The organism is Nodosilinea sp. AN01ver1 (assembly GCF_050565655.1).
Classification (GTDB): domain Bacteria; phylum Cyanobacteriota; class Cyanobacteriia; order Phormidesmidales; family Phormidesmidaceae; genus Nodosilinea.
In genome coordinates, this window is sequence record NZ_JBNXVS010000004.1 from 66,686 (window position 1) to 92,372 (window position 25,687).

General features: G+C 57.9%; 26 protein-coding genes. 9 read left to right on the plus strand and 17 right to left on the minus strand.

Annotation, left to right across the window (positions count from 1 at the left end; genetic code table 11):
* On the plus strand, positions 1-1,791 hold the full coding sequence (typA, locus tag ACQ4N7_RS05520) for a translational GTPase TypA (protein WP_430710610.1): 1,791 nt from the start codon (positions 1-3) through the stop codon (positions 1,789-1,791).
* A 60-nt stretch (positions 1,792-1,851) separates the two neighbouring features.
* Here typA and ACQ4N7_RS05525 read toward each other — a convergent pair whose 3' ends face one another.
* Positions 1,852-2,358 carry a hypothetical protein gene (locus ACQ4N7_RS05525; RefSeq protein ID WP_430710611.1) on the minus strand — a complete coding sequence of 169 codons (507 nt, stop codon included), beginning with the start codon at positions 2,356-2,358 and terminating at the stop codon, positions 1,852-1,854.
* Between the two features lie 206 nt (positions 2,359-2,564).
* Here ACQ4N7_RS05525 and ACQ4N7_RS05530 point away from each other — a divergent pair, with 206 nt between their 5' ends.
* Positions 2,565-3,722: a DUF58 domain-containing protein gene (locus ACQ4N7_RS05530; protein WP_430710612.1), complete on the plus strand. Its 1,158-nt coding sequence runs from the start codon at positions 2,565-2,567 to the stop codon at positions 3,720-3,722.
* A 278-nt stretch (positions 3,723-4,000) separates the two neighbouring features.
* On the opposite strand, the gene gatB is transcribed toward ACQ4N7_RS05530, so the two are convergent.
* The 3 genes from gatB to ACQ4N7_RS05545 form a co-directional block, all read right to left on the minus strand.
* Positions 4,001-5,488, minus strand: a complete 1,488-nt coding sequence (gene gatB / locus ACQ4N7_RS05535; RefSeq protein WP_430710613.1) for an Asp-tRNA(Asn)/Glu-tRNA(Gln) amidotransferase subunit GatB — start codon at positions 5,486-5,488, stop codon at positions 4,001-4,003.
* A 158-nt stretch (positions 5,489-5,646) separates the two neighbouring features.
* Positions 5,647-6,531: a 4-hydroxybenzoate solanesyltransferase gene (locus ACQ4N7_RS05540; RefSeq protein ID WP_430710746.1), complete on the minus strand. Its 885-nt coding sequence runs from the start codon at positions 6,529-6,531 to the stop codon at positions 5,647-5,649.
* Between the two features lie 100 nt (positions 6,532-6,631).
* The gene (locus ACQ4N7_RS05545) at positions 6,632-7,597 is read right to left on the minus strand and encodes an RsmB/NOP family class I SAM-dependent RNA methyltransferase (RefSeq protein WP_430710614.1); all 966 of its coding nucleotides are present in this window, start codon (positions 7,595-7,597) and stop codon (positions 6,632-6,634) included.
* Between the two features lie 932 nt (positions 7,598-8,529).
* Between ACQ4N7_RS05545 and ACQ4N7_RS05550 the strand changes: the two genes are divergently transcribed.
* Positions 8,530-9,513: a putative 2-dehydropantoate 2-reductase gene (locus ACQ4N7_RS05550; RefSeq protein ID WP_430710615.1), complete on the plus strand. Its 984-nt coding sequence runs from the start codon at positions 8,530-8,532 to the stop codon at positions 9,511-9,513.
* Between the two features lie 49 nt (positions 9,514-9,562).
* Here the strand turns inward: ACQ4N7_RS05550 and psb29 are convergent, their stop codons facing one another.
* From psb29 to ACQ4N7_RS05575, 5 genes are all read right to left on the minus strand, one after another.
* Entirely contained in the window at positions 9,563-10,315 is a 753-nt protein-coding gene (psb29, locus tag ACQ4N7_RS05555; protein WP_430710616.1) for a photosystem II biogenesis protein Psp29, read from the minus strand.
* A gap of 159 nt (positions 10,316-10,474) precedes the next feature.
* Positions 10,475-11,470, minus strand: a complete 996-nt coding sequence (locus tag ACQ4N7_RS05560) for a glycosyltransferase (protein ID WP_430710747.1) — start codon at positions 11,468-11,470, stop codon at positions 10,475-10,477.
* 26 nt (positions 11,471-11,496) lie between these two features.
* Positions 11,497-11,703 (minus strand): DUF2283 domain-containing protein, encoded by a 207-nt coding sequence (locus ACQ4N7_RS05565; RefSeq protein WP_430710617.1) that lies wholly within the window; start codon positions 11,701-11,703, stop codon positions 11,497-11,499.
* A complete protein-coding gene (locus ACQ4N7_RS05570; RefSeq protein WP_430710618.1) occupies positions 11,700-11,963 on the minus strand; it encodes a hypothetical protein in 264 nt (87 codons plus the stop codon). The genes ACQ4N7_RS05565 and ACQ4N7_RS05570 overlap by 4 nt, the downstream gene beginning before the upstream one ends.
* 27 nt (positions 11,964-11,990) lie before the next feature.
* A complete protein-coding gene (locus ACQ4N7_RS05575; protein WP_430710619.1) occupies positions 11,991-12,896 on the minus strand; it encodes a LysR family transcriptional regulator in 906 nt (301 codons plus the stop codon).
* A gap of 309 nt (positions 12,897-13,205) precedes the next feature.
* Here ACQ4N7_RS05575 and ACQ4N7_RS05580 point away from each other — a divergent pair, with 309 nt between their 5' ends.
* A complete protein-coding gene (locus ACQ4N7_RS05580; protein WP_430710620.1) occupies positions 13,206-13,526 on the plus strand; it encodes a hypothetical protein in 321 nt (106 codons plus the stop codon).
* A 452-nt stretch (positions 13,527-13,978) separates the two neighbouring features.
* Here ACQ4N7_RS05580 and ACQ4N7_RS05585 read toward each other — a convergent pair whose 3' ends face one another.
* From ACQ4N7_RS05585 to ACQ4N7_RS05620, 8 genes are all read right to left on the minus strand, one after another.
* Positions 13,979-15,472: a glycosyl hydrolase family 57 gene (locus tag ACQ4N7_RS05585; RefSeq protein ID WP_430710621.1), complete on the minus strand. Its 1,494-nt coding sequence runs from the start codon at positions 15,470-15,472 to the stop codon at positions 13,979-13,981.
* Between the two features lie 203 nt (positions 15,473-15,675).
* Entirely contained in the window at positions 15,676-16,770 is a 1,095-nt protein-coding gene (locus ACQ4N7_RS05590) for an alkene reductase (protein WP_430710622.1), read from the minus strand.
* Positions 16,771-16,834: 64 nt separating this feature from the next.
* Entirely contained in the window at positions 16,835-17,425 is a 591-nt protein-coding gene (locus tag ACQ4N7_RS05595; protein ID WP_430710623.1) for an isochorismatase family protein, read from the minus strand.
* A gap of 102 nt (positions 17,426-17,527) precedes the next feature.
* Positions 17,528-18,058, minus strand: a complete 531-nt coding sequence (locus ACQ4N7_RS05600; RefSeq protein ID WP_430710748.1) for a RidA family protein — start codon at positions 18,056-18,058, stop codon at positions 17,528-17,530.
* A 20-nt stretch (positions 18,059-18,078) separates the two neighbouring features.
* Positions 18,079-19,050 (minus strand): DMT family transporter, encoded by a 972-nt coding sequence (locus ACQ4N7_RS05605; RefSeq protein WP_430710624.1) that lies wholly within the window; start codon positions 19,048-19,050, stop codon positions 18,079-18,081.
* Between the two features lie 109 nt (positions 19,051-19,159).
* Positions 19,160-20,050, minus strand: coding sequence for an AraC family transcriptional regulator (locus ACQ4N7_RS05610; RefSeq protein ID WP_430710625.1), 891 nt, complete (start codon positions 20,048-20,050; stop codon positions 19,160-19,162).
* Between the two features lie 112 nt (positions 20,051-20,162).
* A complete protein-coding gene (locus ACQ4N7_RS05615; RefSeq protein WP_106869449.1) occupies positions 20,163-20,486 on the minus strand; it encodes a phasin family protein in 324 nt (107 codons plus the stop codon).
* Between the two features lie 200 nt (positions 20,487-20,686).
* Positions 20,687-21,394: a uracil-DNA glycosylase gene (locus tag ACQ4N7_RS05620; RefSeq protein ID WP_430710626.1), complete on the minus strand. Its 708-nt coding sequence runs from the start codon at positions 21,392-21,394 to the stop codon at positions 20,687-20,689.
* 148 nt (positions 21,395-21,542) lie between these two features.
* Between ACQ4N7_RS05620 and ACQ4N7_RS05625 the strand changes: the two genes are divergently transcribed.
* From ACQ4N7_RS05625 to ACQ4N7_RS05645, 5 genes are all read left to right on the plus strand, one after another.
* Positions 21,543-22,421, plus strand: a complete 879-nt coding sequence (locus tag ACQ4N7_RS05625) for a S1 RNA-binding domain-containing protein (RefSeq protein ID WP_430710627.1) — start codon at positions 21,543-21,545, stop codon at positions 22,419-22,421.
* Between the two features lie 5 nt (positions 22,422-22,426).
* On the plus strand, positions 22,427-23,296 hold the full coding sequence (locus ACQ4N7_RS05630; RefSeq protein WP_430710628.1) for a Tab2/Atab2 family RNA-binding protein: 870 nt from the start codon (positions 22,427-22,429) through the stop codon (positions 23,294-23,296).
* Positions 23,297-23,491: 195 nt separating this feature from the next.
* The gene (locus tag ACQ4N7_RS05635) at positions 23,492-24,256 is read left to right on the plus strand and encodes a carbohydrate ABC transporter permease (protein WP_430710749.1); all 765 of its coding nucleotides are present in this window, start codon (positions 23,492-23,494) and stop codon (positions 24,254-24,256) included.
* A gap of 114 nt (positions 24,257-24,370) precedes the next feature.
* The gene (locus tag ACQ4N7_RS05640; protein ID WP_430710629.1) at positions 24,371-24,769 is read left to right on the plus strand and encodes an ArsR/SmtB family transcription factor; all 399 of its coding nucleotides are present in this window, start codon (positions 24,371-24,373) and stop codon (positions 24,767-24,769) included.
* 325 nt (positions 24,770-25,094) lie between these two features.
* Positions 25,095-25,673, plus strand: coding sequence for an SH3 domain-containing protein (locus ACQ4N7_RS05645; protein WP_430710630.1), 579 nt, complete (start codon positions 25,095-25,097; stop codon positions 25,671-25,673).
* Positions 25,674-25,687: the final 14 nt, after the last annotated feature.

The window sequence follows — 25,687 nt, forward strand, 5'->3', positions numbered from 1 at the left end:
ATGACGCTTCCCATTCGCAACGTTGCAATTATTGCTCACGTTGACCACGGCAAAACCACTCTGGTAGACGCCCTGCTAAAGCAGTCCGGCATTTTTCGCGAAGGGGAAGATGTACCCGACTGCGTCATGGACTCTAACGACCTGGAGCGCGAGCGTGGCATCACCATTCTGTCGAAAAATACCGCCGTTCGCTACGGCGAAACCCTGATCAACATCATCGACACCCCTGGCCACGCCGACTTTGGCGGCGAGGTGGAACGGGTGCTGGGTATGGTCGACGGCTGCATCTTGATCGTAGATGCCAACGAAGGCCCGATGCCCCAAACTCGATTTGTGCTCAAAAAAGCGCTGGAGAAGGGGCTGCGCCCGATTGTGGTGGTCAACAAAATTGACCGTCCCCAAGCCGAACCCCACGGAGCGGTAGACAAAGTGCTCGATCTCTTCATTGAGCTTGGGGCCGACGACGATCAGTGCGACTTCCCCTACCTGTTTGCCTCGGGCCTGGCGGGCTACGCCAAAACCAAGCTCGAAGACGAAGGCATCGACATGAAGCCGATGTTTGAGTCAATTCTCGACCACGTGCCACCGCCGGTTGGTGATGCTGAAAAGCCTCTGCAAATTCAGGTCACCACCCTTGACTACTCCGAGTACCTGGGCCGCATTGTGATCGGCAAAATTCACAACGGCACCATCAACGCGGGGCAGCAAGCCGCCCTGGTAAAAGAAGACGGCAGCATGGTGAAGTCAAAGATCTCTAAGCTGTTGGGCTTTGAGGGCCTGCGTCGCATCGAGATTGAATCGGCTTCGGCGGGCAACATTGTGGCGGTGGCGGGCTTTGCCGATGCCAACATTGGTGAAACCATCACCTGCCCCACTAACCCCCAAGCGCTGCCGCTGATTAAGGTAGACGAGCCCACCCTGCAGATGACCTTTGTGGTCAACGACTCGCCCTTTGCCGGACAAGAAGGCAGCTTTGTCACTTCGCGGCAGCTGCGCGATCGCCTCATGCGTGAGCTTGAAACCAACGTGGCGCTGCGGGTCGAGCCTACCGACTCCCCCGATCGCTTCTCTGTATCGGGCCGGGGCGAGCTGCACCTGGGCATCTTGATTGAAACCATGCGCCGGGAAGGCTACGAGTTTCAGGTCTCCCAACCACAGGTGATCTACCGCGAAGTCAACGGTCAGCCCTGCGAGCCTTACGAGCTGCTGGTGCTCGACGTACCCGAAGACGGCGTAGGCGGCTGCATGGAGCGCATTGGCCAGCGCCGGGGTGAACTGCAAGATATGCGAATCATGGGTGACGGTCGCGCCACCCTGGAGTTTGTAATTCCGGCTCGGGGCCTGGTCGGCTTTCGCGGCGAGTTCATGCGCCTGACCCGAGGGGAAGGCATTATGAACCACAGCTTCTTAGACTATCGCCCCCTCGGTGGCGACATTGAGGCTCGCCGCAACGGGGTTCTGATTGCCTTTGAGGAAGGGGTGGCCACCTTCTACGCCCTCAAAAACGCTGAGGACCGCGGCGTGTTCTTCATTACCCCCGGCACTAAGGTGTACAAGGGCATGATTGTGGGTGAGCACAACCGCAACCAGGACCTCGAACTCAACATCTGCAAGACTAAGCAGTTGACCAACCACCGGGCCGCTAGCGGCGACGAACTGGTACAGCTGCAAAGCCCTGTCGATATGAGCCTGGAGCGGGCCCTAGAGTACATTGGCCCCGACGAACTGGTGGAAATCACCCCCGAGTCAATTCGTCTGCGCAAGCTCTCTAAGAAGCTGGTCAAGCGCTAACTAGCAGAGTTCTAAGACTTAGGGTGGCTGGCCTTCAGCCGCCCTATTTTTATTAAAGGTCTACTGGTGGGCAATCTCGACGGGGTCGCCCGCCAGCATGCCGCACTGGTAAAAGTGCATGTAGTCTTTGGCCAGGCTTTCTGAAATCTGGGTGGCTCGCAGGTCGCGGCGCATGGCTAAGAAAATGTCGGCCATAGCCATTTCAATCTCGCGGCGGACGGCTTCGTCAGCTTGAATGAGGCTTTGGATATCGCCTTGAGCATGAACCCAGTGGCGATCGTAGATATCCATGTAGCTAAACAAAGCTGCCAGAACATCATCTGAGGCAAACAGCCAACCTTTCTCGATATCAGCCAAGATTCTGCGCCGATCTTGACTAGTTTTAGCCAAAATCAGCCCAAACAGGGCTCCGTTCAGGTCTTCATAGAGCCTCTGTCTGCGCTCAGTGAGTTCCGTTTGTCGCTTGGCCCTCTCCTGCCATGAATAGGTTGCCGCCCCAATCGCGCCAGTCAGCAGCACCCCGACTAAAGAGCCAATTAGCGGCAGTAGTGGACTCAGCGTTTCCATGTGCTCACGCTTAACCTCTATGAACTGATTCCTGATACCGCAGTGTTTGGGTATGCTCTGCTATAGCCATCGCCAGCACGATAGAACACTCTAGAGGTTTTGGAGCGATGGCTGTACGCCAGTTCGCCGCCCGCGTTTTGGCCTCATGGCGATTACTGATGTCCTGAGCGAACTGGCCACCGCTATAGCTAGGGTAAGGCAACTGAATGAAATTTGCGGCACGCTTCACCAACTGGTTAGAACAGCGCTGGGTTAACCCCGCCTACGTGGGCTGGGTACTGCTGGGGCTGGCGCTGTTCTTTTTTGCGGCGGCAACGAATACTCTAGCGGGCTGGCTCTACGTGATTAGCGGGGTGATGCTGGCGCTGCTCATGGTGGCGGCCCTGCTGCCGCCCCGCAACCTGAACGGGCTGGTCGTGACGCGATCGCCCATTCAGCCCGTCACCGCCACCGTGCCCCTGGCGATCGAGCTGCAAATTCACAATCCGCAGCGGCAGGCGAAGGGGCTCTTTCAGGTTATCGATCCTCTGCCCAAAAGCCTGGGGGCTGTTCAGGTGAAGGCGATCAGCAATCTCCTGCCTGGTCAGACCTATACCTGGCGCTATTCGATCCCCACCCGGCGGCGGGGTATTTATCACTGGCCCAGAACCGATTTGCGGACGGCGGCACCCTTGGGACTGTTCTGGTGCCGCCGCTCGATAGAAGCGCCTGCAACGGCGGTGATCTATCCCCAGGTGTTGCCCCTCAGGCGCTGCCCTCTGATCGATACCGTTGGTCTCCGCAATGGGCAGCACTGGCGCTATAACCCGCTAGCCCAGGCCGATACTCAGGGGGTAACGCGATCGCTGCGCCCCTACCGCTGGGGCGACCCGACTCGGCTCATTCACTGGCGCACTAGCGCCCGCTACGGCGAGCTACGGGTGCGTGAACTCGAAACCATGACCGCTAGCCGCGAAGTTGTTATTGCCCTCAACACAGCCGCCCGCTGGGATGAGACCAGTTTTGAGCAGGCGGTAGTTGCCGCCGCTTCGCTCTATACCTATGCCCTTCAGCAGGGCTTTACCGCCGTACTCTGGTTACCCAGTTCAGCTGGGCAAGATAACCTGCTGCGAGAGCGCAATCGGGTGATGTACGCCCTGGCTGGAGTAGAATCAGCCTCGGCTCAAAACATGACCTCGTTGCCCCAAAGAGCCACAATTTGGCTCACGTCAGCCGGAGCAGAGGCGGCCGTTTTGCCCGCAGGCAGTCGTCAGGTCGTTTGGGGCAATGGCTCTGTGGCAGAGACAGCGGCAGGCAGCCTAAGCGCGTTGAGGGTTAACCCCAATGAGCCGCTAGAGACTCAGCTTCAGGTCAACGTTACTTAATTGCGATCGCCGTAGACAAGAGCGGATACCTGAAATCGCCTTAAAACGCCAACAGGCACACAAGCATCGCCTTGCTGTAGACACTTCAATTTGGCAACCCCTCGCTTAGGCGACACCCTGAGACATCTCAAGCAAAGCGAAGGGCAAAAAAAGACAAAAAAAAGGAGAGCCCAAAATAGCTCTCCCTACCATCAGGGTGCATCTGATACCATAATAGCCCAAAAATTACATGGGGGGTGAGACCCCTTATTGATTTTTATCAATCGTTTTGACAGGCATCATGCATTTAGCTTTTGGCTGAGGAGTTGGTTGCTCAGTTTTGGATCTACCCGACCGCCGCTGCGCTTCATGAGCTGGCCCACAAAGAACCCCTGGAGCTTTTTCTTGCCGCCGCGGTAGGCCTCTAGCTCCTCTGGATGAGCGGCCAGTACTTCGTCGATCATGGCCTCAATTTGAGCGGGATCAGAAATTTGGCTCAGCCCCCGTGCTTCTACCAGAGCCTTGGGTGAGCCGCCCTGGGTGAGCAACTCAGGCAGCAGATCTTTGCCGATTTTGTTGCTGATGGTGCCTGCCTCAATCAGCTGCACCAGCTCAGCCAGGCTGGCGGGCGTCAGGGGCAGGGCATCAATGGAGAGTTTCTCGTTGTTGAGGTAGGCGGCAATGTCCTGGGTGATCCAGTTGGAGGTGAGTTTGGGGTCGGCCCCAGCGGCTACAGTGGCTTCAAAGTACTCGGTAATAGCGCGCTCGTCGCTCAGCACGCGGGCGTCGTAGGGAGAGAGGCCAAACTCGGTCTCGTAGCGGGTACGCTTTTGAGCAGGCAGCTCAGGTAGCTCCGCTAGCCAGCCCTCTTTTTGCTCAACCGACACCACAATCGGCGGCAGGTCGGGTTCTGGGAAGTAGCGGTAGTCGCTAGACCCTTCCTTAGAGCGCATGCTCTTGGTGCGCTGGCTGCTCTCATCCCAAAGGCGAGTTTCCTGAACGATTCTCTCGCCCGACTCGTTGGCTTTAATCTGGCGATCGATTTCGTACTCGATCGCCTTTTGAATAGCGCTAAAGGAGTTCATGTTTTTGATCTCCACCTTGGTGCCAAATTCCTCCTGGCCCACCGGACGCACGGAGATGTTGACATCGCAGCGCAGGGAGCCCTCCTGCATATTGCCGTCGCTAATGCCCAGGTAGCGCACGATACGGCGCAGTTCTTGGGCGTACTCAGCGGCCTCCTGGCCAGTGCGAATATCGGGTTCGGAGACAATCTCGATCAGCGGCACCCCGGCCCGGTTGTAATCCACCAGAGAGTAGGTGGATCCGGCCAGGCGATCGCTGCCCGCATGCACCAGCTTGCCAGCGTCTTCTTCCATATGTAGACGGGTGATGCCAATGCGCTTGCGGGTGGCCTCTTTAGTCTTCTTGTCGATTAGCTCAATCTCTAGCCAGCCGTGCTCGGCGATGGGCAGGTCGTACTGAGAGATTTGGTAGTTTTTGGGCAGGTCAGGGTAAAAGTACTGCTTGCGATCGAACTTGGAGTAGGGTGCGATCTGGCAGTTTAACGCTAGCCCCGCTTTGACGGCGTACTCCAGCACTCGCTGGTTGAGCACCGGCAATACCCCAGGCATGCCGACCACAATTGGGTCAATGTATGTGTTGGGATCTGCTCCAAAGGCTGTAGAAGCCGGGGAGAAAATTTTGGTTTCGGTGCACAGCTGACAGTGAGTTTCAAGACCAATGATGGCTTCGTACTTGGTTTTGGCGGGGGCCGCAGTGGTCATAAACCGCTCCAACGGGGAATTGCATCAGCTCCTATTGTAGCTTTGCAGGGGAGTGGGGGAGGGGGTGGATGGGTAGGTGGGTAGGCGGGTGGATGAGGGAGTGAGGGGGGTGAGAGGTGAAGGAGGACAAGGAGTTACGTGCTCGACAGACGTTGGCGCTACACCAGGAAACCTAAAATCATGCCGATCAGGAGCACAAAACCGAGCTGGACATTTTGCCTGAAGATTTGCCCGTAGAGTTGAAGGGGGGGCTTATAGCGGCTGAGCAGGTAAGACTGGCGCGACCACACCAGCAGCGCGGCACCTAACCCCAGCCAGTAGGGAAAGGCCAGAAAAAGCAGCAGGCCCAGCCAAATCAAGAGCAGCCAGGTGCCAAAGAAGCAAAAGCTAATGAACTGGGGGGCATAGTCGCCAAAGAAAAGAGCCGACGAGTTAATGCCCAGACGGCGGTCGTCGTCGCGATCGGGGATGGCGTAGACGGTGTCAAAGCCCAGGGTCCACAGCACGACGGCTAGCCACAAAATCCACACGGGCAGATCTAAATTGTTGGCCACTGCAGCCCAGGGGATCAGCACTGCAAACCCCCAGGCCAGCGACAGCACTAGCTGCGGCACGGGCAACACCCGCTTGGCCAGGGGATAGAAGAGAATAAACGGCACCGCCAGTACGCACAACCAAAAGCTGAGCGCATTGAGGTAGAGCGAAAGTCCGTAGGCACACAGCAGCGACACTAGCAGCACGCCAATGCCGACCTGTACTGAGAGATCGCGGGCGGCCAGAGGGCGGGTGCGGGTGCGGGCCACATGGGGATCGATGTTGCGATCCCACAGGTCGTTGACGACGCAGCCAGCGGCGCTGGTGGCGAGCGTACCTAGAATGATGACCCCGACCAGGGGCAGTGGAGGTCGTCCCTGGGCCGCCAGCACCACGGACCACAGGGCTGGCAGCATTAAAATCAAGCGTCCGGTCGGTTTATCCCAGCGCAGCAGGCGAACAATGGCATCCAGCGTTGAGGGTTGGGGACGGGTAGACGGATTGGCCATAGTCGCCAGCGATCGCTTATAGGTACAGTCTTTAGCATAACGGCCCTGGGCTCGGGCCAAAAGCTCTGCATTCAGGGCGCTGGGTAAGTTAAAAGACCGATCAGGACGATGCCTCTGACTGATAGATTTTCATGCCATGGGCCGTGAGGAAATCAAGGTTAAGGGGTTCAACGCGATCGCCTCGGTTGCGCAGTAGAACCGTGAACCCCCCAGCCCCTAGAGCCGACTGAGGCCAGAGGCGGTAGCAGGGAAAGGAGGCCAACGGTGACGCATGATCTCTCAGCGCTGGCACCTCCACCGCCTCAAACTGTGGATTTTTTTTCATCAGCCAGGCGGCTACCTGCTCGTTTTCTTCGGAGGAAAAGGTGCAGGTCATATAGGCCAGGTAGCCCCCAGCAGCTACCGTCTGAGTCGCCTGAGCCAAAATGCGCTTTTGGCGGCTGGCGTTTTTTTTAATGTTGACGGGGTGAAAACAGCCCAGGGCGGCATCGCCTTTGGCCAGCAGCGACTGCCCGCTGCAGGGAGCGTCGACAACGACTACCGAGGCGGCGTGAGGAAGCTGCTCAGCAAAGACTTGGGGATCGAGGTTAAACACCAGAGCTTCTGTAGCCCCGCAGCGCTTGAGGTTAGAAATCAAAATCCTGACCCGTTTGCGAATTACTTCATTACACCAGAGGCGATTGGGGTGTAGGGCCTGCCGCGCCAGCAGGCTCTTGCCACCGGGGGCAGCGCAGAGATCGAGCACGGCTTCGACGGGGGTAGGGATGGCGCTAAAAACCGCAGCGGAGAACACCGACGCCATATCCAGACAGTAGTAAGCTCCAGACTGGTGGAGCAGGTGCTGACCAGGGCGCTGATCGGGGGTGAGGCGATCGACCCAGGCGGGCTGCCAGGGCAGGGCGGGGGCGATCGCAAAGGGAATCTGCTCCGGGCGAGGCTGCACCCACACAATGGCCGAGGGAAAGGGCTGAGGATTGGTTAACGTCTCGACAAAAGCATCGCGATCGCGCTCCTCGACAAACAGCCGACGACTCAGTTTTAGCAGCAGCTTAGATGGTTGATCCATAGGGCAGGATTATGCCACAGCATGCAGCTTTACAGCACCGATGCAGGACTCAGACCTTCAGCCCTGTTCTCGGCATGCCTGGGTCTAGACAGCTCACCCATCGATTCAAGCTATAACCAAAGAAGGATGCGATTTATAATTATCATCATGAAAACAACATAGCACTTGCAAAGCTAGCCGTAGTCGACTTTTGCCGAGAACAAGATCCATAAATTCAGCATGTTCTTCGTTAGTCAAGAGGGATATTACCCTCGTTTCAGCTGATCCCCGGCAAGTTTACGGTCGTTAAAGTTTTTAGAATTGTTCATTCACATAATTGTGAATTCGCTTAAAGCAAATATAAAGAAATCATGAATGCCGTTCTTATTTTTTAGCGGCTGAAGCCTTTTGAAACCCAGACGTTTGAGCCTTAGGGCAGATGATCCCCATTTTTTCAAGAGTGAAAATGTAGGGGTTATGAGCAGCTTTAGGAAGCCATTATGAAATCAGCGCAGTGCCAGGTATCATCTTGCAGCCGCTGCCGTTTTTATGCCCCAGAGGGTCGCCGGGGAGGGCAGTGTAGCCAGCTTGGAGTGCCCGTAGAGAGCCGTTGGGCTCCCTGTTCTTTGGCTGTACCAGTATTTTCAAAACCGCTGGTCGAGATGAAGCCCCTCGACTTTTTGCCCCAGCCAATGGAGCTAACGTTTCCTGACGTTCTGCTGGAAGCAGCGTTACTAGAAGCAGCACTCGATGCGCCATCTGTGCCCGGACGTCAAATCAAAACCGCCTATCCGACTCCAGCCCCTGCTCGCATACGACGCTGAAAACACCAGCACGAAGCACTAAAATGCTAGGGCGTGTAGGTTAATCTAAACCCAAGTTTTAATGATCTATCAGCCTGTTTTGGTGGCCAAGCTCGGCACATTGGGCAACTTTCGACCTGTAATAGCCCAATGACACCGCGACGCTACGCCATTATTGGTACCGGGGCCGTTGGCGGCTACTACGGCGCTTGTTTGCAGCGAGGCGGGGCTGAGGTGCACTTTTTGCTGCGCAGTGACTACGACCATGTGGCGCAGCATGGCCTAGTGGTTGAATCGGTGGCTGGCGATTTTACCCTCTCCCAGGTGCAGGCCCACCGCAGTACCACTACGATGCCCCCTATTGATGTGGTCGTTATTGCCCTTAAAACAACCCAAAATGGGCTGTTGCCTGAGCTATTGCCGCCCATTTTGGGGCCAAAAACAGCGCTTTTGACACTGCAAAACGGCTTTGGCGTTGAAGATGAGCTGGCTGCGTGGACGGGTACGGCGGAAAGCGATCGCGCCATCTATGGTGGCCTGTGCATTATTTGCGCTAACAAAGTTGGTCCTGGCGCTATTCGCCATCTTGACTACGGCAGTGTGCTGCTAGGCCAGTACAGCCGCGATCGCCAGCCCGCTGGAATTTCACCACAGCTCGAAGCCATTGGACAAGACTTTCGGGCCGGGCAGGTAGCCGTGGAGTTGGTAAATGACCTGCGCCTGGCTCGGTGGCGCAAACTGATGTGGAATATTCCGTTTAACGGCCTCTCGGTAGTAATGAACGCCACCACCACCGAAATGATGGCCGACCCCGACATTCGCCAGCTGGCTGAGCAGCTGATGGTCGAAGTGCTAGAGGCGGCGCGACAGGATGGAGACTTGCTCTCCCCCGGGCAGGGACGGCACCTGCCCCAGGAGCTAGTCGCGCGTATGCTGGCCCACACCGAGCAGATGACCCCCTACCGCACCAGCATGAAGATTGACTTTGACGAGGGTCGGCCCCTGGAGGTTGAAGCTATCTACGGCAACCCCATGCGAGCCGCGCAGACCGCTGGGGCAGCAGTACCCAAAATTGAAATGCTGTACCACCAGCTCAAGGCGATCGATCGCCGCCAAAGCAAGCCTCTAAACTGAGCCAGCTTATCTGGCAGCCACGCCGTATTGAGCACGTCATAGCGAACCGCTATTCTGCTGCTTCGCCCGATTCGGCGGCCTTAGGGGCAGTGGCGACCGACTCATTGATGGCTTCAGCGGCGGCTTCGGCAGCTTTCTGGCGCTCTTCGCGTTTTTTGCGATCGGCAGCCAGCATATCTTTCATGACTTCCTGGGCCTGGGCAAATTTCTCCAGGTTGCTGCGGTAGAGTTCTACATCTTTTTGCAGCTTGTCGGTAGAGATATTGAGTTTGGCACTCAGGTCTTTGAACAGAGCCTCAACGGCGTCTTTTTCTTTGAGCGCGTCTTCGGAAGCGGCGGTTTCAACCAGAGTGTAAAGGCCGACGCCAAAGGGGCGACTATACTTGAATTTTTCTTTATTGGCCACAGCAGCCAGGGTGCCGCGCAAACCGTCGCCGCCCTCGGAGAGGTTTTCAAACTGCCCCTTCAAATTGTCGAGAGACATGCCGCTAACCGAGGCCTTGAGCGCTTCGGCGTCGCCGCGATAGTGCTCGGGGGTGCTGTTGATAGAACGGCACAGAGCGTTAAAAATCGAGGCTTTGTCGTTTTCGGGCTGGTACCCCTGCATGAAGCGATCAAAGGTGGTGACAATGCCCAGGGCGTAGATCGGGTCGTAGGCAAAGTCGACATTGACCGAGAGCAGATGCATTTCTACCATCAGCTCGTCTACCACGCGCCGGTAGATAGAGTTGATAGGGCGAGTGTGGTGGGTATAAAAGTCGCGCTTGGCGTCAGATACCGTGCGTACAGGAGCGTTATTCACAGCCTAGGGTTCAAAATATTACAGTTCTTATATTGTCTCGCGTGACTGTGCCTTTGCCAACCTACCAGCATGAAGGTGGGGATCGCGGTGCAGGTGCGTGGGTGCGTGGGGCGTAGCGCATGGGGCGTTGGTACTCCCTCATCTTTACCATCTGACCCTTTACCTTCCTAGCTTTTTAACTACTTTGTGGGCGGTGCGCTGCAGCCAGAGACGGGCCAGGCGAGGTTTGGTGAGATCGGGGATATCGGCGCTGTGTTTGGCTCGGTAGTCAAAGAAATGGTTGATCTCGGCCAAAATCACCTCCAGCCGGGGCAGCAGGGCATCGGCGCGGTAGGGTTTTAGATCCTCTGGGGTCATCGCGATGGGGTTGGGGGTTTGCAGGGCGGCGAGAATGCGATCGCAGTCGTACCCGGTCGAATACACCCCAATCTTGTAGCAGTTAAAGCCTGGATCCAGATAGTCGGCCAGTGCCCCGTTGACGCTGGTAAACACCTGACAGCCGCAGGCCATCGCCTCCATCGGCGGCAGGCCAAACCCCTCGCTCACCCGGCTCAGCGCCCAGTATTCCGCTGAGTCGTAGAGAAAAATTTTGCTGCGGTTAAACAAAATCGATAGATCATCCACAAAGCCCTCCAGCTTGACTAGATTGCAGTGGGGCTCTAAGGCCGGGACCAGCTGGTTGAGCAGGTAGCTCGACGACTTACGCACCTGCACCAGCACGTCAATGTCTCTGGGCTGCTGTCGATTGGTGAATTCGGGCGAAATGTGGTTTGGCAGGTGAAAAATTAGCCCATTGGGCCGCTTTTGCCCCCAGTATCCCATCGAGTTGCGGCTGACGGTCACAATCGGAACATCGCCCGGCAGGCTGAACCCGTAGCCGCTGCTGTGGGCGTGGTACACCACCTGCTGCCCCCGCAGCCGCTTCGCCAGGCGGGGTATGTGAAAACCCCAGCTAATTACAAAAATGCTGTTGTCCAGACCGGGCTGCTGAAGCAGATCGTCTAGAAATAAGGTGTCGGGTTCGCGCTGGTCGTAGGTGACGACCTCAGCGAAACAAATCTGCTGGGCCAGCCTCAGGGTCTTGAGTTCGGCAAACAGCCCGCCGCAGTGGAAGCGCTTGCCGGTGCCAGGGACCAAAAAATAGAGGTGACGCATCTGGTTCACAGGAACATCTTTGGGGCTTACGCAGCTAATAGAGGAACGCCAAGGGCATAAAGGTCAACAGTTTCAACATTTTGAGAGTAGTTGTCTAGGGTAATCGCGACCACTTTACCTTCAGTGTCATAGTCGAGAACTAAGTCGTCGGTTATGGCATCGGTATTGGCCACTGATTTTGTTGTCAACTCAATGGCTAGGGTGTCTGTCTCAGGAAAATACTGAATTTTCATCCGGGTTCTTCTCCTCGCTGTTGGCGTCTATAGAAGTTGCGGTCAAAGAAGGCATTGTGAACGGTTTCACCGTCTTCTAAAGCAATCACTCTCAGAACACGGTTTTCGGCATCTGGAATATTGCCCCAGTAAGACACTCGGCCATTGGATTGTCTGGCTATTTTTACAGAGTTTAACAGTACGGCCTGAATCCACTTTCGCTGCACTTCCGGATGCTTTTGAGCGGCAAAATCTTCAAAGTAAGCCGTGGTCTTGAGCATAGTCGTAGATATCGGCTGCTCATCATTCTAAACAGCTTTGATACAGCTAAACTCGCCAACTTCCCGCAGGGCGTCTAAAAAGGCGTAGAGGGCCGGGGTGTGCAGGGCATCTTTGAGAATGGTGGCTCCGATCGGGCGGGAGATCGGGAACGGCAGCGAGCAGACCTGCACCTCGGGGGGCACGGGCTGGGCGGCGAGGCGGGGCAGAATGGCGAGGCCCAATCCCTGCTGCACCATAGCCACCATGGATGAGTCGTGGCGAATGCAGTAGGCAATGTCTAACGGCTGGGACTGGGCACCGAGCACAGTGCGAATGCGCAGGCCGCAGCTGCTGTGGCTGGAGCCGATGATGGGCATTTTGCGCATCTCATCGACGCTGAGGGTGCCGGTGATGGAGCGATAGCCGGGGGGGAGCAGGGCTACGTAGTCGTCGTCGAAAATGGGCAGGGTTTCCACGTCATCGCCGTCGATGGTTTCGGCGACGCAGAGGTCAACTTCGCCTTTGACCAGGGCCTGCTTGAGCTGGTGCAGCTCATCCATCTCGTGGACGCTGATGGCGATCGCCGGATATCTGCGGTGCAGTCGCGCGATCGCCCCCGGCAGCACGTGGGTCGCCACGCTGCGAAACGAGGCAATCCGCAGGGTGCCGCCCTGCACGCCACGGGCCTGGTTGGCCTCGCTGGCAATGGTGTCGAGCAGGCCCAGCATAGCGCGGGCGTGGGCGGTAATGCGATCGCCCACTGGGGTCAGCCGCGCCCCGTGGCGACCGCGCTGCAAGAGGGTAATGCCCAGCTCGTCTTCTAGAGTAGCGATGGCGTGGCTGACGGTGGACTGGGTGATCTCGAGCTGCAGGGCGGCTTCGCTAAAGTTGCCGCAGTCTGCGATCGCAACCAGAGCGCGCAATTGAGAAAGCTTGACTTTGTTGAGGTTCATGGCTGGTTGAAACCCCTAAACGCTGACTCTAAGGCTAAGGGCTGACTTTAGCTCCAGCCTATCGATTTTTTGCATAGAACCTATTCACGTCATGCTTTGTTACATTCTGGTTGCCCGCATAGATTGGGTATATCGACGACAGCAGCTCAGTTACCACTGCGCTCCCAGCTCGGGTTAAGACCCTAGCTCCTAGCTTCAGCACTGTAACCTTTGCAGCTCAATATGGCCCCTGGTGGGTCACAGAGCCTGCTGCCTGAGTGTCGTCTGCTCCAAGTCTGGAGCCCCATTCTAATTCTAGGGAGGCAAACCATGGACACTACCCGCAGACCCAATCGTGACCTGCAACAGCAGCGTCAACGCCTAGAAGCCCTGGTGCAACCTACCCTGGGCGATCGCTCCGTTCACACCAGTCCCACTCACGGCCCCCTTGATGGCTTAGGGCAGGCCCTCAAACAGTTAGGAGATCGAACCATGAGATTCTTTACCGGCCAAAACGAACTGCGCATTTGGCAGCGCACCCGCAACGGTCAACCGCTCTGGTTTGCCCACGACCCGGTCACCAACCGCACCCGCTCGTTCTACTCTGAGCAAGACGTGCGCACCTGGCTCGACCAGCGTTACTACGACTAGCGCGTGTCTAGTCTAGTGCGCCTGGGCGAGCGACCCAGTGCTTTAGAAAACGCATGATCACCTCACTCAGGGGCAGCAAGTCAGGCTTGTTGCCCTTTTTTGCTACGTGACCTCAAACCAACTGTGGACCTAAATATTCGTACAGTGTTCCTGTTGCTGTAGAGACAAGGGTGCGCAAGCTAAGGCAGTCGGTAAAAGCCTGACTTACCGCTGGGGCCATTTCGCTGGCCCCAGCCCCCCTTCGACCAGGGCCGTTCCGCCGCCCTGGTCCCAACGGAAAGGAGTGAGCGATCATCGGTTTAAACCATTGTCCTGCCAAGGAACGGGTAGGACTCTATAAACCTTGTGGTAGCGGATAGTTGTTGTATGGGTTCCGTGGGCAGATGATCGTTTACTTTTATCCATCGGGGGGTATGTAAACAGGATTTGATAGAGGTTCTGCCCTGGGCAAACTAGGCAAAATCGTGGGCAAGAATGGCCTGGCCGCGGCGGTAGAGTTCTTCGGCGTAGCCCGTCCAGGTGCCCTGGCCCCAGTAGCGGAAGCAGCTGGTTTGCAGCAGCAGGTTGTGGATGAGGGCATTGCGGTAGCGGTACTGGCGCTCGAGTGCGTCGCCCTGCTCGCTCTGGCGCTGCATGGTTTGGTGAAACTGAGCGGAGAGGCGCTGCATGGGGTCGAGCACGTTGTCGTAGCCTTGCACCCAGCTGCGATCGCCCGTCCAGGAGCCACCTTCCATTGAAAAGCCCTGATCTTCGGCGTGGATAGCCGCGATCGCATTCGCCATTGCCTCGGGTCCCGTGGCGTCGCCCATGGCGGCCCACAGGCGACTCTGCCCTACCGCCTGGCAGGTGGGAAAAGTCTCCGGGCCGCACCCCGCCGCCGCCAGCAGCTCCAGGTATTCGGTGCCGTTAAAGCCCACCACGCCCCGGCGACCGCCGCCGTTGTCGCGCATTTCGTACCACGATCGCATGAAGGCGCTGGGAAACTCGTTCATCATCACGCCGCCGTTTTCGCCGTCGCTGATCTGGCTAACCAGCTGCGGCACCGTGGCATGGCCCAGGGGAACTTTCCCCAGGGTTTTGGCTTCCCAGTAGGGCTGCATCTGGCCCACCAGCTTGGTGTCAGACCCCTGGGTTTTGACCAGCACAACTATCTCGACCACCTCGCCCTGGCTGTTGCGGGCCACCAGGCGGTGGGGCAAGTGGGGCTGCGAAAGACCGTGGCCTTCGGGAGATTCCACGGTGTGTTCCTGCACCAGCATCCAGCGGTAGCCGCAGTCTTTGAGCGCCTTCACAAAGGCGTAAAGCACGTCGGGATGGTTGGGCAAGTGCATTTCCGGCGGTGAAAAGCCCCGCACTCGGGCCAAAGCCTCGGCCCCAAACAGAGCGGCAAAGTGGTGCTGCCAGGCGCGAATGTGCAGCTTCAGATCGGGTACGGGCGTAGAGGGCACCACCGCATGGCCCCAGCAGGTGCCCAGCCACTCTACATAGGGCTGATAGGTGGGGTCGCAGGCTAGGCGGCGCAGCTTGGCCAGAATATCCTGCCGGTCCATCTGCTGCAGGCCCCAGAGCAGGGTACCTGAGTAGTCGAGCATGACGCGGGGGTTGCAGCCCTGGCTGACCAGTTCGGGAATGAAGTCGCCCAGGCGGGCGTAGCAGTAGGCGAAGGTACCCGCGTTGTGGTTGTCGCCGTCGTAGGGGTGCTCAAACATGTACTGGAGGTGGTTGATCACCTCGCCCGTGGCCCCAGCCGGGATGCTGGGCTGGTGCATGTGCAGGGCGATCGCAAACCCCGCCGAAATATCTGCCAGGTTCAGGTTGGTGCGCGGCAAAAACACCGGCTCGTCGCTGGCCATCACGGCAGCAATGTCGGCTTCGCGACCCGACAGCGGCGGTAGCCCATCCTCTAAGGCGGGCCAGTCGACAGGGGAGAGCACAGCACCAGTCATGAACAACCTCCAGGGAGCGGCCTCACCCGTACATTGTCGGGAAGCCTATGATCTCTATTTAGTGTTGCACCGACGAGGGCGGTTAACCACGGCTAGTAACATTTCGTGGCCTGGCGGTTCGTGGTCTAGCAGTAAGGATGCTCTTATGCCGCAGATACTAAGCAGATACTAAATAGAGTCTGGAACAATCTGCCCCTGATGAATTAGACCATAACTGGATAGTCGGTATACCCTTGCTCCAGATTTTGATCGCCTTGACCGTAAAACCCTGCCACCGCTGGCGGATTTAAAGCGGCACGGGCGGCAAAGCGGCGTGCCAGATCGGGGTTACTAATAAAAAGGGTGCCAAAAGAGACTAAATCGGCCTGTCCAGAGGCCAAAATTTGGTTTCCTCTCTCCTGGTCATAGCCGCCGTTGGCCATTACCAGACCCCGATAAAATTGGCTAAACGTAGAGATCACAGGCTGAATCACATCGCGGGTAGCCAGGTCGTGCTCGCCCGGTTCCATGAGTTGAACGTAGGCCAACTTAAACAGGTTGAGCTGGTCGATCACATAGCTAAAGAGGGCTTTAGGGTCTGAGTCGGCCATGCCGTGCAGCGTGTTGCTGGGGGAGAGCTTGATGCCAACGCGATCGCCGCCCCAAACGCCACAAACTGCGTTAATCACCTCCATCAGAAAGCGGGCGCGGTTTTGTATTGAGCCACCGTACTGATCGGTGCGCTGATTGGCCCCATCTTGCAAAAACTGATCGACTAAGTAGCCAAAGGCCCCGTGCACTTCAACACCGTCAAACCCAGCAGCCATGGCGTTTGTAGCCGCCTGCCGAAACTGATCGACAATCTGCGGAATTTCGCTAGTTTCGAGAGCACGAGGTGTTTCTAGCGCCACCTTTCCCAAAGAAGTGTGAACATCGCCCACGGCTGCGATCGCGCTGGGGGCCACCGGCAACTCACCGCCGAGCAGCGCCGGGTGAGCAACTCGGCCACTATGCCAAATCTGAAGAAAAATTTTGCCGCCTTGGGCATGGACAGCCTCGGTCACCTGCTTCCAGGCTTCGGTTTGCTCCGAGGAGTAAATGCCGGGGCAGTTCATGTAACCGTTGCTTAAAGGCGATACCATCGTGCACTCGGTGATGATTAACCCTGCCGAAGCTCGCTGGGCATAGTATTCGGCCATCAGTGGAGTCGGTATTGAATTCACCGCCCGCAGCCGAGTCATAGGGGCCATAACAACGCGGTTTTTGAGGGTTTGGGCACCGAGCTGAATCGGCGAAAGTAGATCGGGCTTGGAGTTCATAGGTTTGGGTTTGAGGGGTGAAGGAGAGCGAGGGGGGTAGCTTAATGGCGCTGAGGACTTGTGATTAGGCGATCGCAGGCAGCACCTCTTGAAACAACACCTGGAGGAGTTGGGAACCCTCGAATGAACTCCAGTTTTGAGCCAGTTCGGCCATCAGCGTATTGGTAGCTGTCATCACCACCCCTGCGCTCTCCATGCGGCGGCGCGACATCTCTTCAGAAATGTCGTAGGGCGAGCCCGAAGCGTCGATGACAGCCTGTACGTTGTGGCCATCATTCACCGCGCTAATGGCGGGGTACACCAGGCAAACGTCCGTGGTGACACCCGCCATCACCAAGTTCTTGCGCCCGGTAGCTTTCACCGCCGCCCTGAAGTTGTCATCCACCCAGGCATTGACAATACCTGCTCGCTTAATGCGCTGGGCAAAGGCCTCAGGCAGTAGGGTCGCCAGCTCAGGGATTAGCGGCCCCTGCATATTTTCTTCCTGACTGGAGGTGAGAATGACGGGAATATTGAGGATTTTAGCGGTTTTGGCTAGCGCGATGGTGTTGCGAATGACCATGTCTAGAGGCAGGGTTTTGATCAGCTTCATGGTGCCGATCTGGTGGTCAATTAAGAGCAAAGCGGTATTTTGAGCGGTAAAGAGTTCGGTCATCATGTCCTCGTTTGAGTGTTAGGAAGTTGAATGTTGGACCGTCAAGGCAGGTTTTGGCGATTTTGTGGTTATTCAGCAACCCCAGAGGTAGCAAAGGCCGACCTAGGGCCGCACGGCCACTACTTCAATTTCGACCAGCCAGCCGGGGTTGACCAACCCGGCCACCTGCATAACCGATCGACTGGGCAGCTTGGGCTGCTCGGCGGTGCCAAAGAACTGGGTGTAGCCAGCCATAAACCCATCGAAATCCATCACCCCATCGGTCGCCGGATCGCCAACCAGAAAAACCTGCATTTTCACTACATCTCCCAGGGTTAAATCCAGCCCTGCGAGAATAGTTTGGATGTGGCTGAGAATATTGACGGTTTGGGTTTGGGTATCGCCAAAAGCCGTGATGGAGGTGGGTGTGGCGGTGGCATCAATCACCGGGGGAATCTGCCCACTCAGATAGATAAGGGTGGCATTGGCCGGTAGCTCGACCGCCTGGGAAATCGGCAGGGTGGAGTTGGGAATGGGGTAGCGGATGATGCTCTGGGCAAAGGAAGGGTGGGCGGTGAACCCGATCGCCCCGAGGGTGCTGAGCAGAGCAATAGCCCAAAATCCCTGACGGTGAAAGATGTGCCGAACGTCCAAATGATTCACGGTGAAACCTCTCAATTCAACTTGTGGTTCTGGTGAGTGATCTCAAAGGCAGGCGCTTGAGGACAGGGACAGCAGTGGTGCAGGGGCTGTGCCTGACGAGCCTGCTGCCCCAGTAAAACGCTGCCCAACACGACTACAACGCCCAGCAATTGCACTGGCGTCAGCGTTTGCTGCAAAAAGAGGTAGCCGATCAGGGTGGCCACCACCGGGCTCATTAACCCCAGGGCCGCCACCGCCGAGGTCTGGAGCCGCTGAATGCCGCGAAACCAGAGGGCGTAGGCCAGGGCCGTGCCGATCAGCCCCAGGTAGACAAAGCCCCAGAGATTCGTTCTAGACAGCTCGGTGATGGGGCCTTCGACCAGCAGGGCCACGGGCAGCAGCATGAGCCCACCGATCGCAAGCTGCCAGGCGGTAAACACAATTAGCGAGACGGGCGGCTGCCAGCGCTTGGTCAGCACGGTGCCCAGGCCCATGGCCACAGCTCCGGCGATCGCCGCCAGCAGCCCTACCGCATCCAGCCGGGCACTGGGGCCAAGCACCAGCAGCCCCACGCCAATAAAGCCTGCGATCGCCGCTATCATCGACGGTCTGCGCGGTCTTTCGCTCAAAATCAGCCAGGAAAAGAGCACCACCAGCAACGGCTGAATCGCCCCGGCGGTAGCGGCCACCCCGCCCGGCAGTCGGTAGGCCGCCACAAACAGCAGCGCCTGAAACACGCCAATATTGAGGCCGCCCAGCACCAGCATGCGCCACCACCAGATACCTTTGGGCAGCTTGCGCAGGCCCACGATCAGCAACAAGCCGATGGGCAGCGATCGCAGCGAGGCCACCAGCAGCGGATGGCCGGGGGGCAAAAATTCAGTGGCGACCGCGTAGGTGGTGCCCCAGGACATTGGGGCCAGGGCGGTCAGCAACACGTCGGAGAAAGCGCCGGTCGGAGTTGGGGCAGAACGAACGCCTGCCCCAGCGCGGGGTAGAACCATGGGATACGCGCACGGATAGGGTGAACAGCGCTACGCTACCGTCAGTGGCGGGTTGAAATCTTTCCCAAGCCTCCGATCGCTTGTCAATTCTTGCGGCCAATGTAGATTGTTAGAGCTGCTGGCGGTAGGCCCTGGGGGTGGTGCCGGTCTGTTTTTTGAAGACTTTAGTTAAATGGCTCTGGTTGGCGAAACCGCACTCCAGGGCAATGTCGGTGATGGAGCGCTGAGGCGATCGCAGGGCCTGCTTGGCCTTTTCGATGCGCTGCTGGCTGACGTACTGGTGAGGGGCCACCCCCATCGCCTGCTTAAACTGATTGGCAAAGTGGCTGCGGCTCAGCCCCACCTGGGCCGCCATCCTATCCAGGCTGAGTTCCTGACTGAGCTGGGCCTGAATGTATTCCAGCACCTGCTTCAGCTGGTAGGGAGCCAGGCCCGCGACGTAGGGGCGACTGGCGGGCGTCAGGTTGCAGTACTGGCGCAGCAGGTGAATGCCCAAAATAGACGCCAGCGATTCGAGGTAGAGCTTGTCGCCAAAGCCTTGATCGCTGGCGACGCTCTGCTCGATCTCGGTGAGAAACAGCTGCACCAGGTTCTCCAGCTTGCGATCGCGGGTCTTGACCACGGGCCGCAGCTCAATGCGGCCAGCGTTGACCCAGTCGGCCTCGCGGGCCACCCGGCTGAGAAATTCGGGTTCAAAGACGATGTGCAGCGTTTTGTCGATCGACTGCCAGCGGGTAAACGCGGAGCGCCCCGCCGGACAGAGGTAAAAGTCGCCGGGTGCCATCTCGCCGTCGTACTCGCCGCCCTCGTCTACATGGGTAACCTGCCGCTCGTTCTGCGACAGAAAGAACGTCAGCATGTGGTGGCTCAGCCCCTGGGGTGCATCCAGCCCGCCCGGCAGGTCGTGGCGGTAGTGCACCGTTAACCCTGGGTCAATAGGGATGGAGTGACGGGCGATCGCGGGCTTAGTCGCAAACAGATCCAGCGGATTAACAGGCATGTCCCTCGCCGCCAAAACAAGTTGAGGCCAGGGAAGCAGCCTTCCCTGGCCCCACGATAGCGTTGATCTGGGTCCAAAACCGTATTGTGGCGATCGCAAAGGCAATCGGGCGCTACTTCCAGGCCCGATTTTCGAGATCGCGCACCTGCCGCTCCAGGCGATCGAGGCGACCGCGCAGCTCATCCATTTCGGCCTGGCGGGGCACGCCCAAATCTTGCAGGGTATTGCGAAACAGCCGCTGAAACTGATCTTCGATCGCGCCGTTGCCCTCGTTGAGCTGAGCCATCACCTCATCCATCAGGGTTCTGGCCTGCTCGGGGTTAAACTTGCCCTCGCGCACCCATTCCTCGCTCACCTGCCTAACCCGCTCAGCCACCAGGGAAGTGGTGCCCACACCAATCATGAGCAGCTGGCGCAAAAGGTTATTGGTGTCCATTAGATCTCCTTGTTATGTCCCGGGCTAACGTGAGCAGGTTGCAGTTGAGCGAGGCTTTAAGGTCAGCTGCGAGGTTTAAGCGGATGCCTTAGACCTGAAACCTGAGCCCCTTCTCACGACTGATCATCACTCGTCTATTCTGTCAAAGATTTCTCTAGCCCCTGGGTATTGAAAGCCGTACCCAAGCCTGCCGGATGCCCTCAGCTGCCCGTTAGTTCATCGACCTTAGCCCGCACGGCCTGAATGTCTTGCCACATCAGCCACTTGGGGCTGCCTTTGTCGCGCGACGGGTTGCGCAGCAGGTAGGCGGGGTGAAAGATGGGCATGCACAGACGGCCTTCCCATTCCATCCACTCGCCGCGAATTTTGCTGATGCCTGATTTGATCCCCAGCAGTCCTTTGACCGCTGTAGCCCCGGTCAGCAAAATAATTTTGGGGTTAACCATGCGAATTTGCTCTAGCAGGTAGCCCTTGCAGGCGGCCACTTCCGCAGTTGTGGGGACGCGGTTTTCCGGCGGGCGACATTTGACGATGTTGCAAATGTAGACATCTTTGTCGGTGTCGAGCCGCACCGAGGCCAAAATTTTCTCTAAAAGCTGGCCCGACTTGCCCACAAAGGGTAGCCCCTGCTCATCTTCCTGCTGGCCTGGTCCTTCACCGATAATGAGAATTGGGGCGGTCGGGCTGCCCCGGCTGACCACCACATGGGTACGCGTTTCGGCCAGATCACAGCGCAGGCAGCCCCGACAGTGCGTGCCCAATGTTTCCAGGTCGGGGTAGATGCCGGGGGGAATAGGCACCGCAGCACTGGTGGGGATAGCATCAAAATCGACGCCGCTGGGGTCTGACTGGGCTCCCGCTGGAGCGCTCTCACCGGCATCGAATAGGGTAAATTGCTCGTCGGCCATCGGTTTTGGGGGCTACATCATCCTCTCAAGCTTTATTGTAAGGGGTCTCGGCCTGGCCCGGTCGTGGGCTCAGGCCGACGGTACTCGGGGCTAGCGTTGTATAGTAGAAAGCCAGTCAAATTCTGTCTATTGTCCAGGAGCCTCAGCCTTGACTTTTTCCGCCGAAGATTTTGCCAAAGCCCTTGAAGCCCACGACTACGACTTTCAGATGGGCAGCACCGTGCGGGGCACCGTGATTTCCTTTGCCTCTGACGGAGCAACGGTGGATATTGGCGGCAAGTCAGCGGCCTTTTTGCCCATCCGGGAAGCGGCGGTGCGGGCCGTTAGTTCCCTGGAGGGGGTGCTCGAACCCGGCGCTGAGTACTCGTTTCAGGTGATTCGCGACCAGGATGCCGACGGCCAAGTGCTGCTCTCGATTCGCAAGCTGCAGCTCAAGCGGCTGTGGGATAAGCTGGCCCAGCAGGCCGACGAGGGCGCGGTGCTGGATGTGAAGGTGACCGGCTACAACAAGGGCGGGGTGACGGTCGATGTGGAGGGCTTGCGGGGGTTTGTGCCGCGATCGCACCTGGGCCGCACCTACGAAAATTTAGAAGATGCCGTGGGCCAGCGCCTCACCGTGGGCTTTTTAGAAGTCAACCCCGGCGCTAACAAGCTGGTGATGTCGGCCCGACTAGCCGCCCGCAGCCAGGTGATGAGCACCCTGGAGCTGGGCCAGCTGATCCACGGCACCGTGGCCAGCCTTAAACCCTTTGGGGCCTTTGTGGAGTTCGACGGCATCAGCGGGCTGCTGCACATCAAGCAAATCAGCAAAAACTACGTTGAGTCGCTGCCGGCGGTGCTGAAGGTGGGCCAGCCCATTAAAGCGGTGGTCGTCGGTCTCGACCCCGATCGCAACCGCATTTCGCTCTCGACTAAGGTGCTCGAAAAGTACCCCGGCGAACTGCTCAAAGAATCTGAGGCCGTGTTTGAAGACGCCGAAAACCGCCTGGGCGACATCAGCCGCATGCTCGGCGATAGCGAGGCCTAACCCCAATGGGCACCGTTTGGGAACTCGACTTTTACTCCCGGCCCGTGCTGGATGAGAACCAGAAAAAACTGTGGGAAGTGCTGCTCTGCGAAGGCTTAGTCGATAGCCAAACCGACAGCGCCCAGACCTTTCGCTACAGCCAGTTTGTGCCCAGCAGCGAGGTCAACTCGATTACGCTCAAGGGGGCCATTGAGGCGGCGATCGCCGAGGCCACCAGCCAGGGCATTATGCCCCCCAGCCGCATCCGCTTCTTTCGCTACCAGATGCAGAACATGATTTTGCGTGGCTGCGAAGAGGCGGGCGTTCCGGCCCGGCCCAGCCGCCGCACGATGGCGCTACACGAGTGGCTGCGCGATCGCAACCAGAGCGTCTACCCCCAGATGGAGGGCTACACCACCGCCCCTTCGCCCTCAGTGGCGGCCCCGCCCCCCAATCCCCAGCCGCTGCCCGACGCTCTGCTGGGCCAGAAGTGGGCTTTTGTCACGCTAGAGGCCGCCGCCTTTGCCGACCTGCCTGAGTGGGATATCGGCTTTGGCGAAACCTTTCCCCTGGCCGATTTGGTCGCCAACACGCCTATTCCGGGTCTGCTGATTTTTTCGCCCCGCGCCACGGCCCTGGCCGCCTGGATGTCGGGCCTGGAGATAGCCTACTGGCGCATCGAGGCGGGCAAAAACCCCGCGATCGTGCTCGAAACCGGGGCCACCGACAGCTGGATTTTAGCGGGTTTGCCCAATGCCAAGTTGCTCTCCGAAGCTCAGGCCTTCGAGGCCGCTAAGGCCAGGGCCAGCCAGGTGCATTTCATCGGTGTTCAGACCAGCCCCGAAAGCGAGTCTTTTGCTGGGTTCTGGCTGCTGCAAGAGCTGCCGCTGGGGTAAGACGATGGCCGCACGAGAGGTTGCTCGATTCTCAGATCTCCAGGTTCTTGAAGAACCCGGAGATCTAGTGCTTTCTCCCTGGAGAGACTGGTGATGCAGGATTCTAAGCAATCGGCATTCTTGCAGAACCTAAGGAAGTGGCCCCACTGGCGCAATGTGGGCATCTACGCGCTGCTGCTGGCGATCGCCCTGGTGATGGTGTTCCCTCTCCTGTGGCTGCTCAGCACCTCTTTTAAGGGGCCAACCGAAAACCTGCTGGCCACCCCGCCCCAGCTGTTGCCCCAGCAGCCCACTCTGGCCAACTACCGTCAGGTGTGGCAGACCAACCCTTTTGGCCAGTACTTTCTCAACAGCACCGTTGTGGCGGTGCTAACGGTGGCGGCCAACCTGCTGCTGTGCTCGCTGGCGGCCTACCCCCTGGCCCGGCTGACCTTTGTGGGCCGAGACACCCTGCTGGCGCTGATTATCGCCACGATCATGATTCCGTTTCAGGTGGTGATGATTCCGCTGTACATTTTGGCGGTGAATTTGGGCCTGCGGAACACCTACCTGGGGCTGGTGCTGCCGTATTTGGCCTCGGCTTTTGGCATTTTTCTCATGCGTCAGGCGTTTCAGGGCGTACCCAAGGAGCTAGAAGAAGCCGCCCGTATGGACGGCTGCTCTGACTTGGGCATCTGGTGGAACGTCATGCTGCCCGCCACCCGCCCGGCCCTGGTGACGCTGGGCATTTTTGTGTTTATCGGCACCTGGGGCGAGTTTTTGTGGCCGCTGATTTTGCTCGATCGCCCCGAGCGCTACACATTGCCCCTGGGGGTGGCCCGGCTGGCGGGCAGTTTTTCGCTGGACTGGCGACTGATTGCGGCGGGGTCAATTTTGTCGGTGCTGCCTGCGATCGCGGTCTTCATTCTGCTCCAGCGCTACATTGTGCCCACCGAGACGGGCAGCGGCGTGAAAGGTTAGGAGCTTTGACCTGACGCAGACGATAACCCCTGACCTGCGGCTGATGTTGTTATACTACTAATCAGTAATAAATAGAGACTGCGCTCTACCCTCAGCTCCATTATTTATAGTCCTATGACCCTTTCTTCCTCGGTTTTGCCAGCGTCTAGTAATGGCGATGACTGTCAGTTGATGCGGCTGTCGCCCGAAACGCTGCAGCTGGTGGCCGACTTTTTTAAGGTGCTGTCGGAGTCGAGTCGGCTGCAAATTGTGTGCGCCCTGAAGACGGGTCAAAAAAACGTCACCGAAATTATTGAGGCTACGGGGCTGGGCCAGGCCAACGTGTCTAAGCACCTGAAGATCTTGGCCCAGGCGGGCATTGTCAGCCGCCAGCAGCAGGGCGTCTGCGTGTATTACCAAATTGCCAGCGTCTTTGTGTTCGAGCTGTGCGAGCTAGTATGCGATTCCCTATCGGCGCAGATTCAGCAGCAGTCTAAGAAAATTGCTCATCTGGAAGCGTTTCGTCAGGCTTAGGTGAATGGAGAGAAGCGATCGCGGCTGAACGGCCCAAGCTACAGCGTAGATTCCCCAGGGCGCGGCATTAATTTTGACTGAGCCGATTGTGAAATCAGCGCTGCCACATCCGCTCCTGTCCCCGGTCAGAGCAGGCAATACCCGATGCGCTGACCGTTAGCGCACCATTGATGACAGTCCGTAGGGTGACGCAGCACGACCTGGCTTTATCAGTTCCTTAGATTGATCGCCTAGGTTGATGCTGTGATTTATTTGACAATCACATTTGCAAGGCCGTTGTCTGTGAGGTAGCGGCTGATTGTTATGTTTGTGAGACCTACAGACTATGAAACTTAAAACCCTGGCCGTAGCGCTGTTCTCCGCCGCCGCCGCCGTTAGCCTATCTGTATCGACGGCCCTGGCCCAGGTTGCAGAGGTGAGTATTGATCTACTCAACGTGCGATCGGGACCTGGCACTAATTTTGCCGTGCGCGGCACCATACCCCAGGGAACGCAGGCCAAAATCATTCAAACCCAGGGCCTCTGGCTGTACATCGTCACCGGCCCCATTGAGGGCTGGGTGTATTCTGCCTATGTCACCGTTTTGGACCAGCCAGGGCCTGGGGTCGAGGCTCCGATCACGACCGTTATGGTCTGCAACGGCACCAACCGCACCACGGCCCGCGTCTACCGCCAAAACGGCGAGCTGAAGCTGCGGGTGCACGATCGCCTCGACAACCTGACCTGGCTCGATACCCCTGCCCGTATGGATACCAGCGCTGGGGCAACCAGCTACGTCAATATTCGCGGCGAACAGACCACACGAGTCTTGCAAAGCCAAAGCTCACCGACCAACTGCTCAATTCAAACCAGCAATCGCCCCTTAGAAACCGGCGTAGTAACCGAGATCGAGCAGCCCCAGTAGGCCATGCTGAAAAG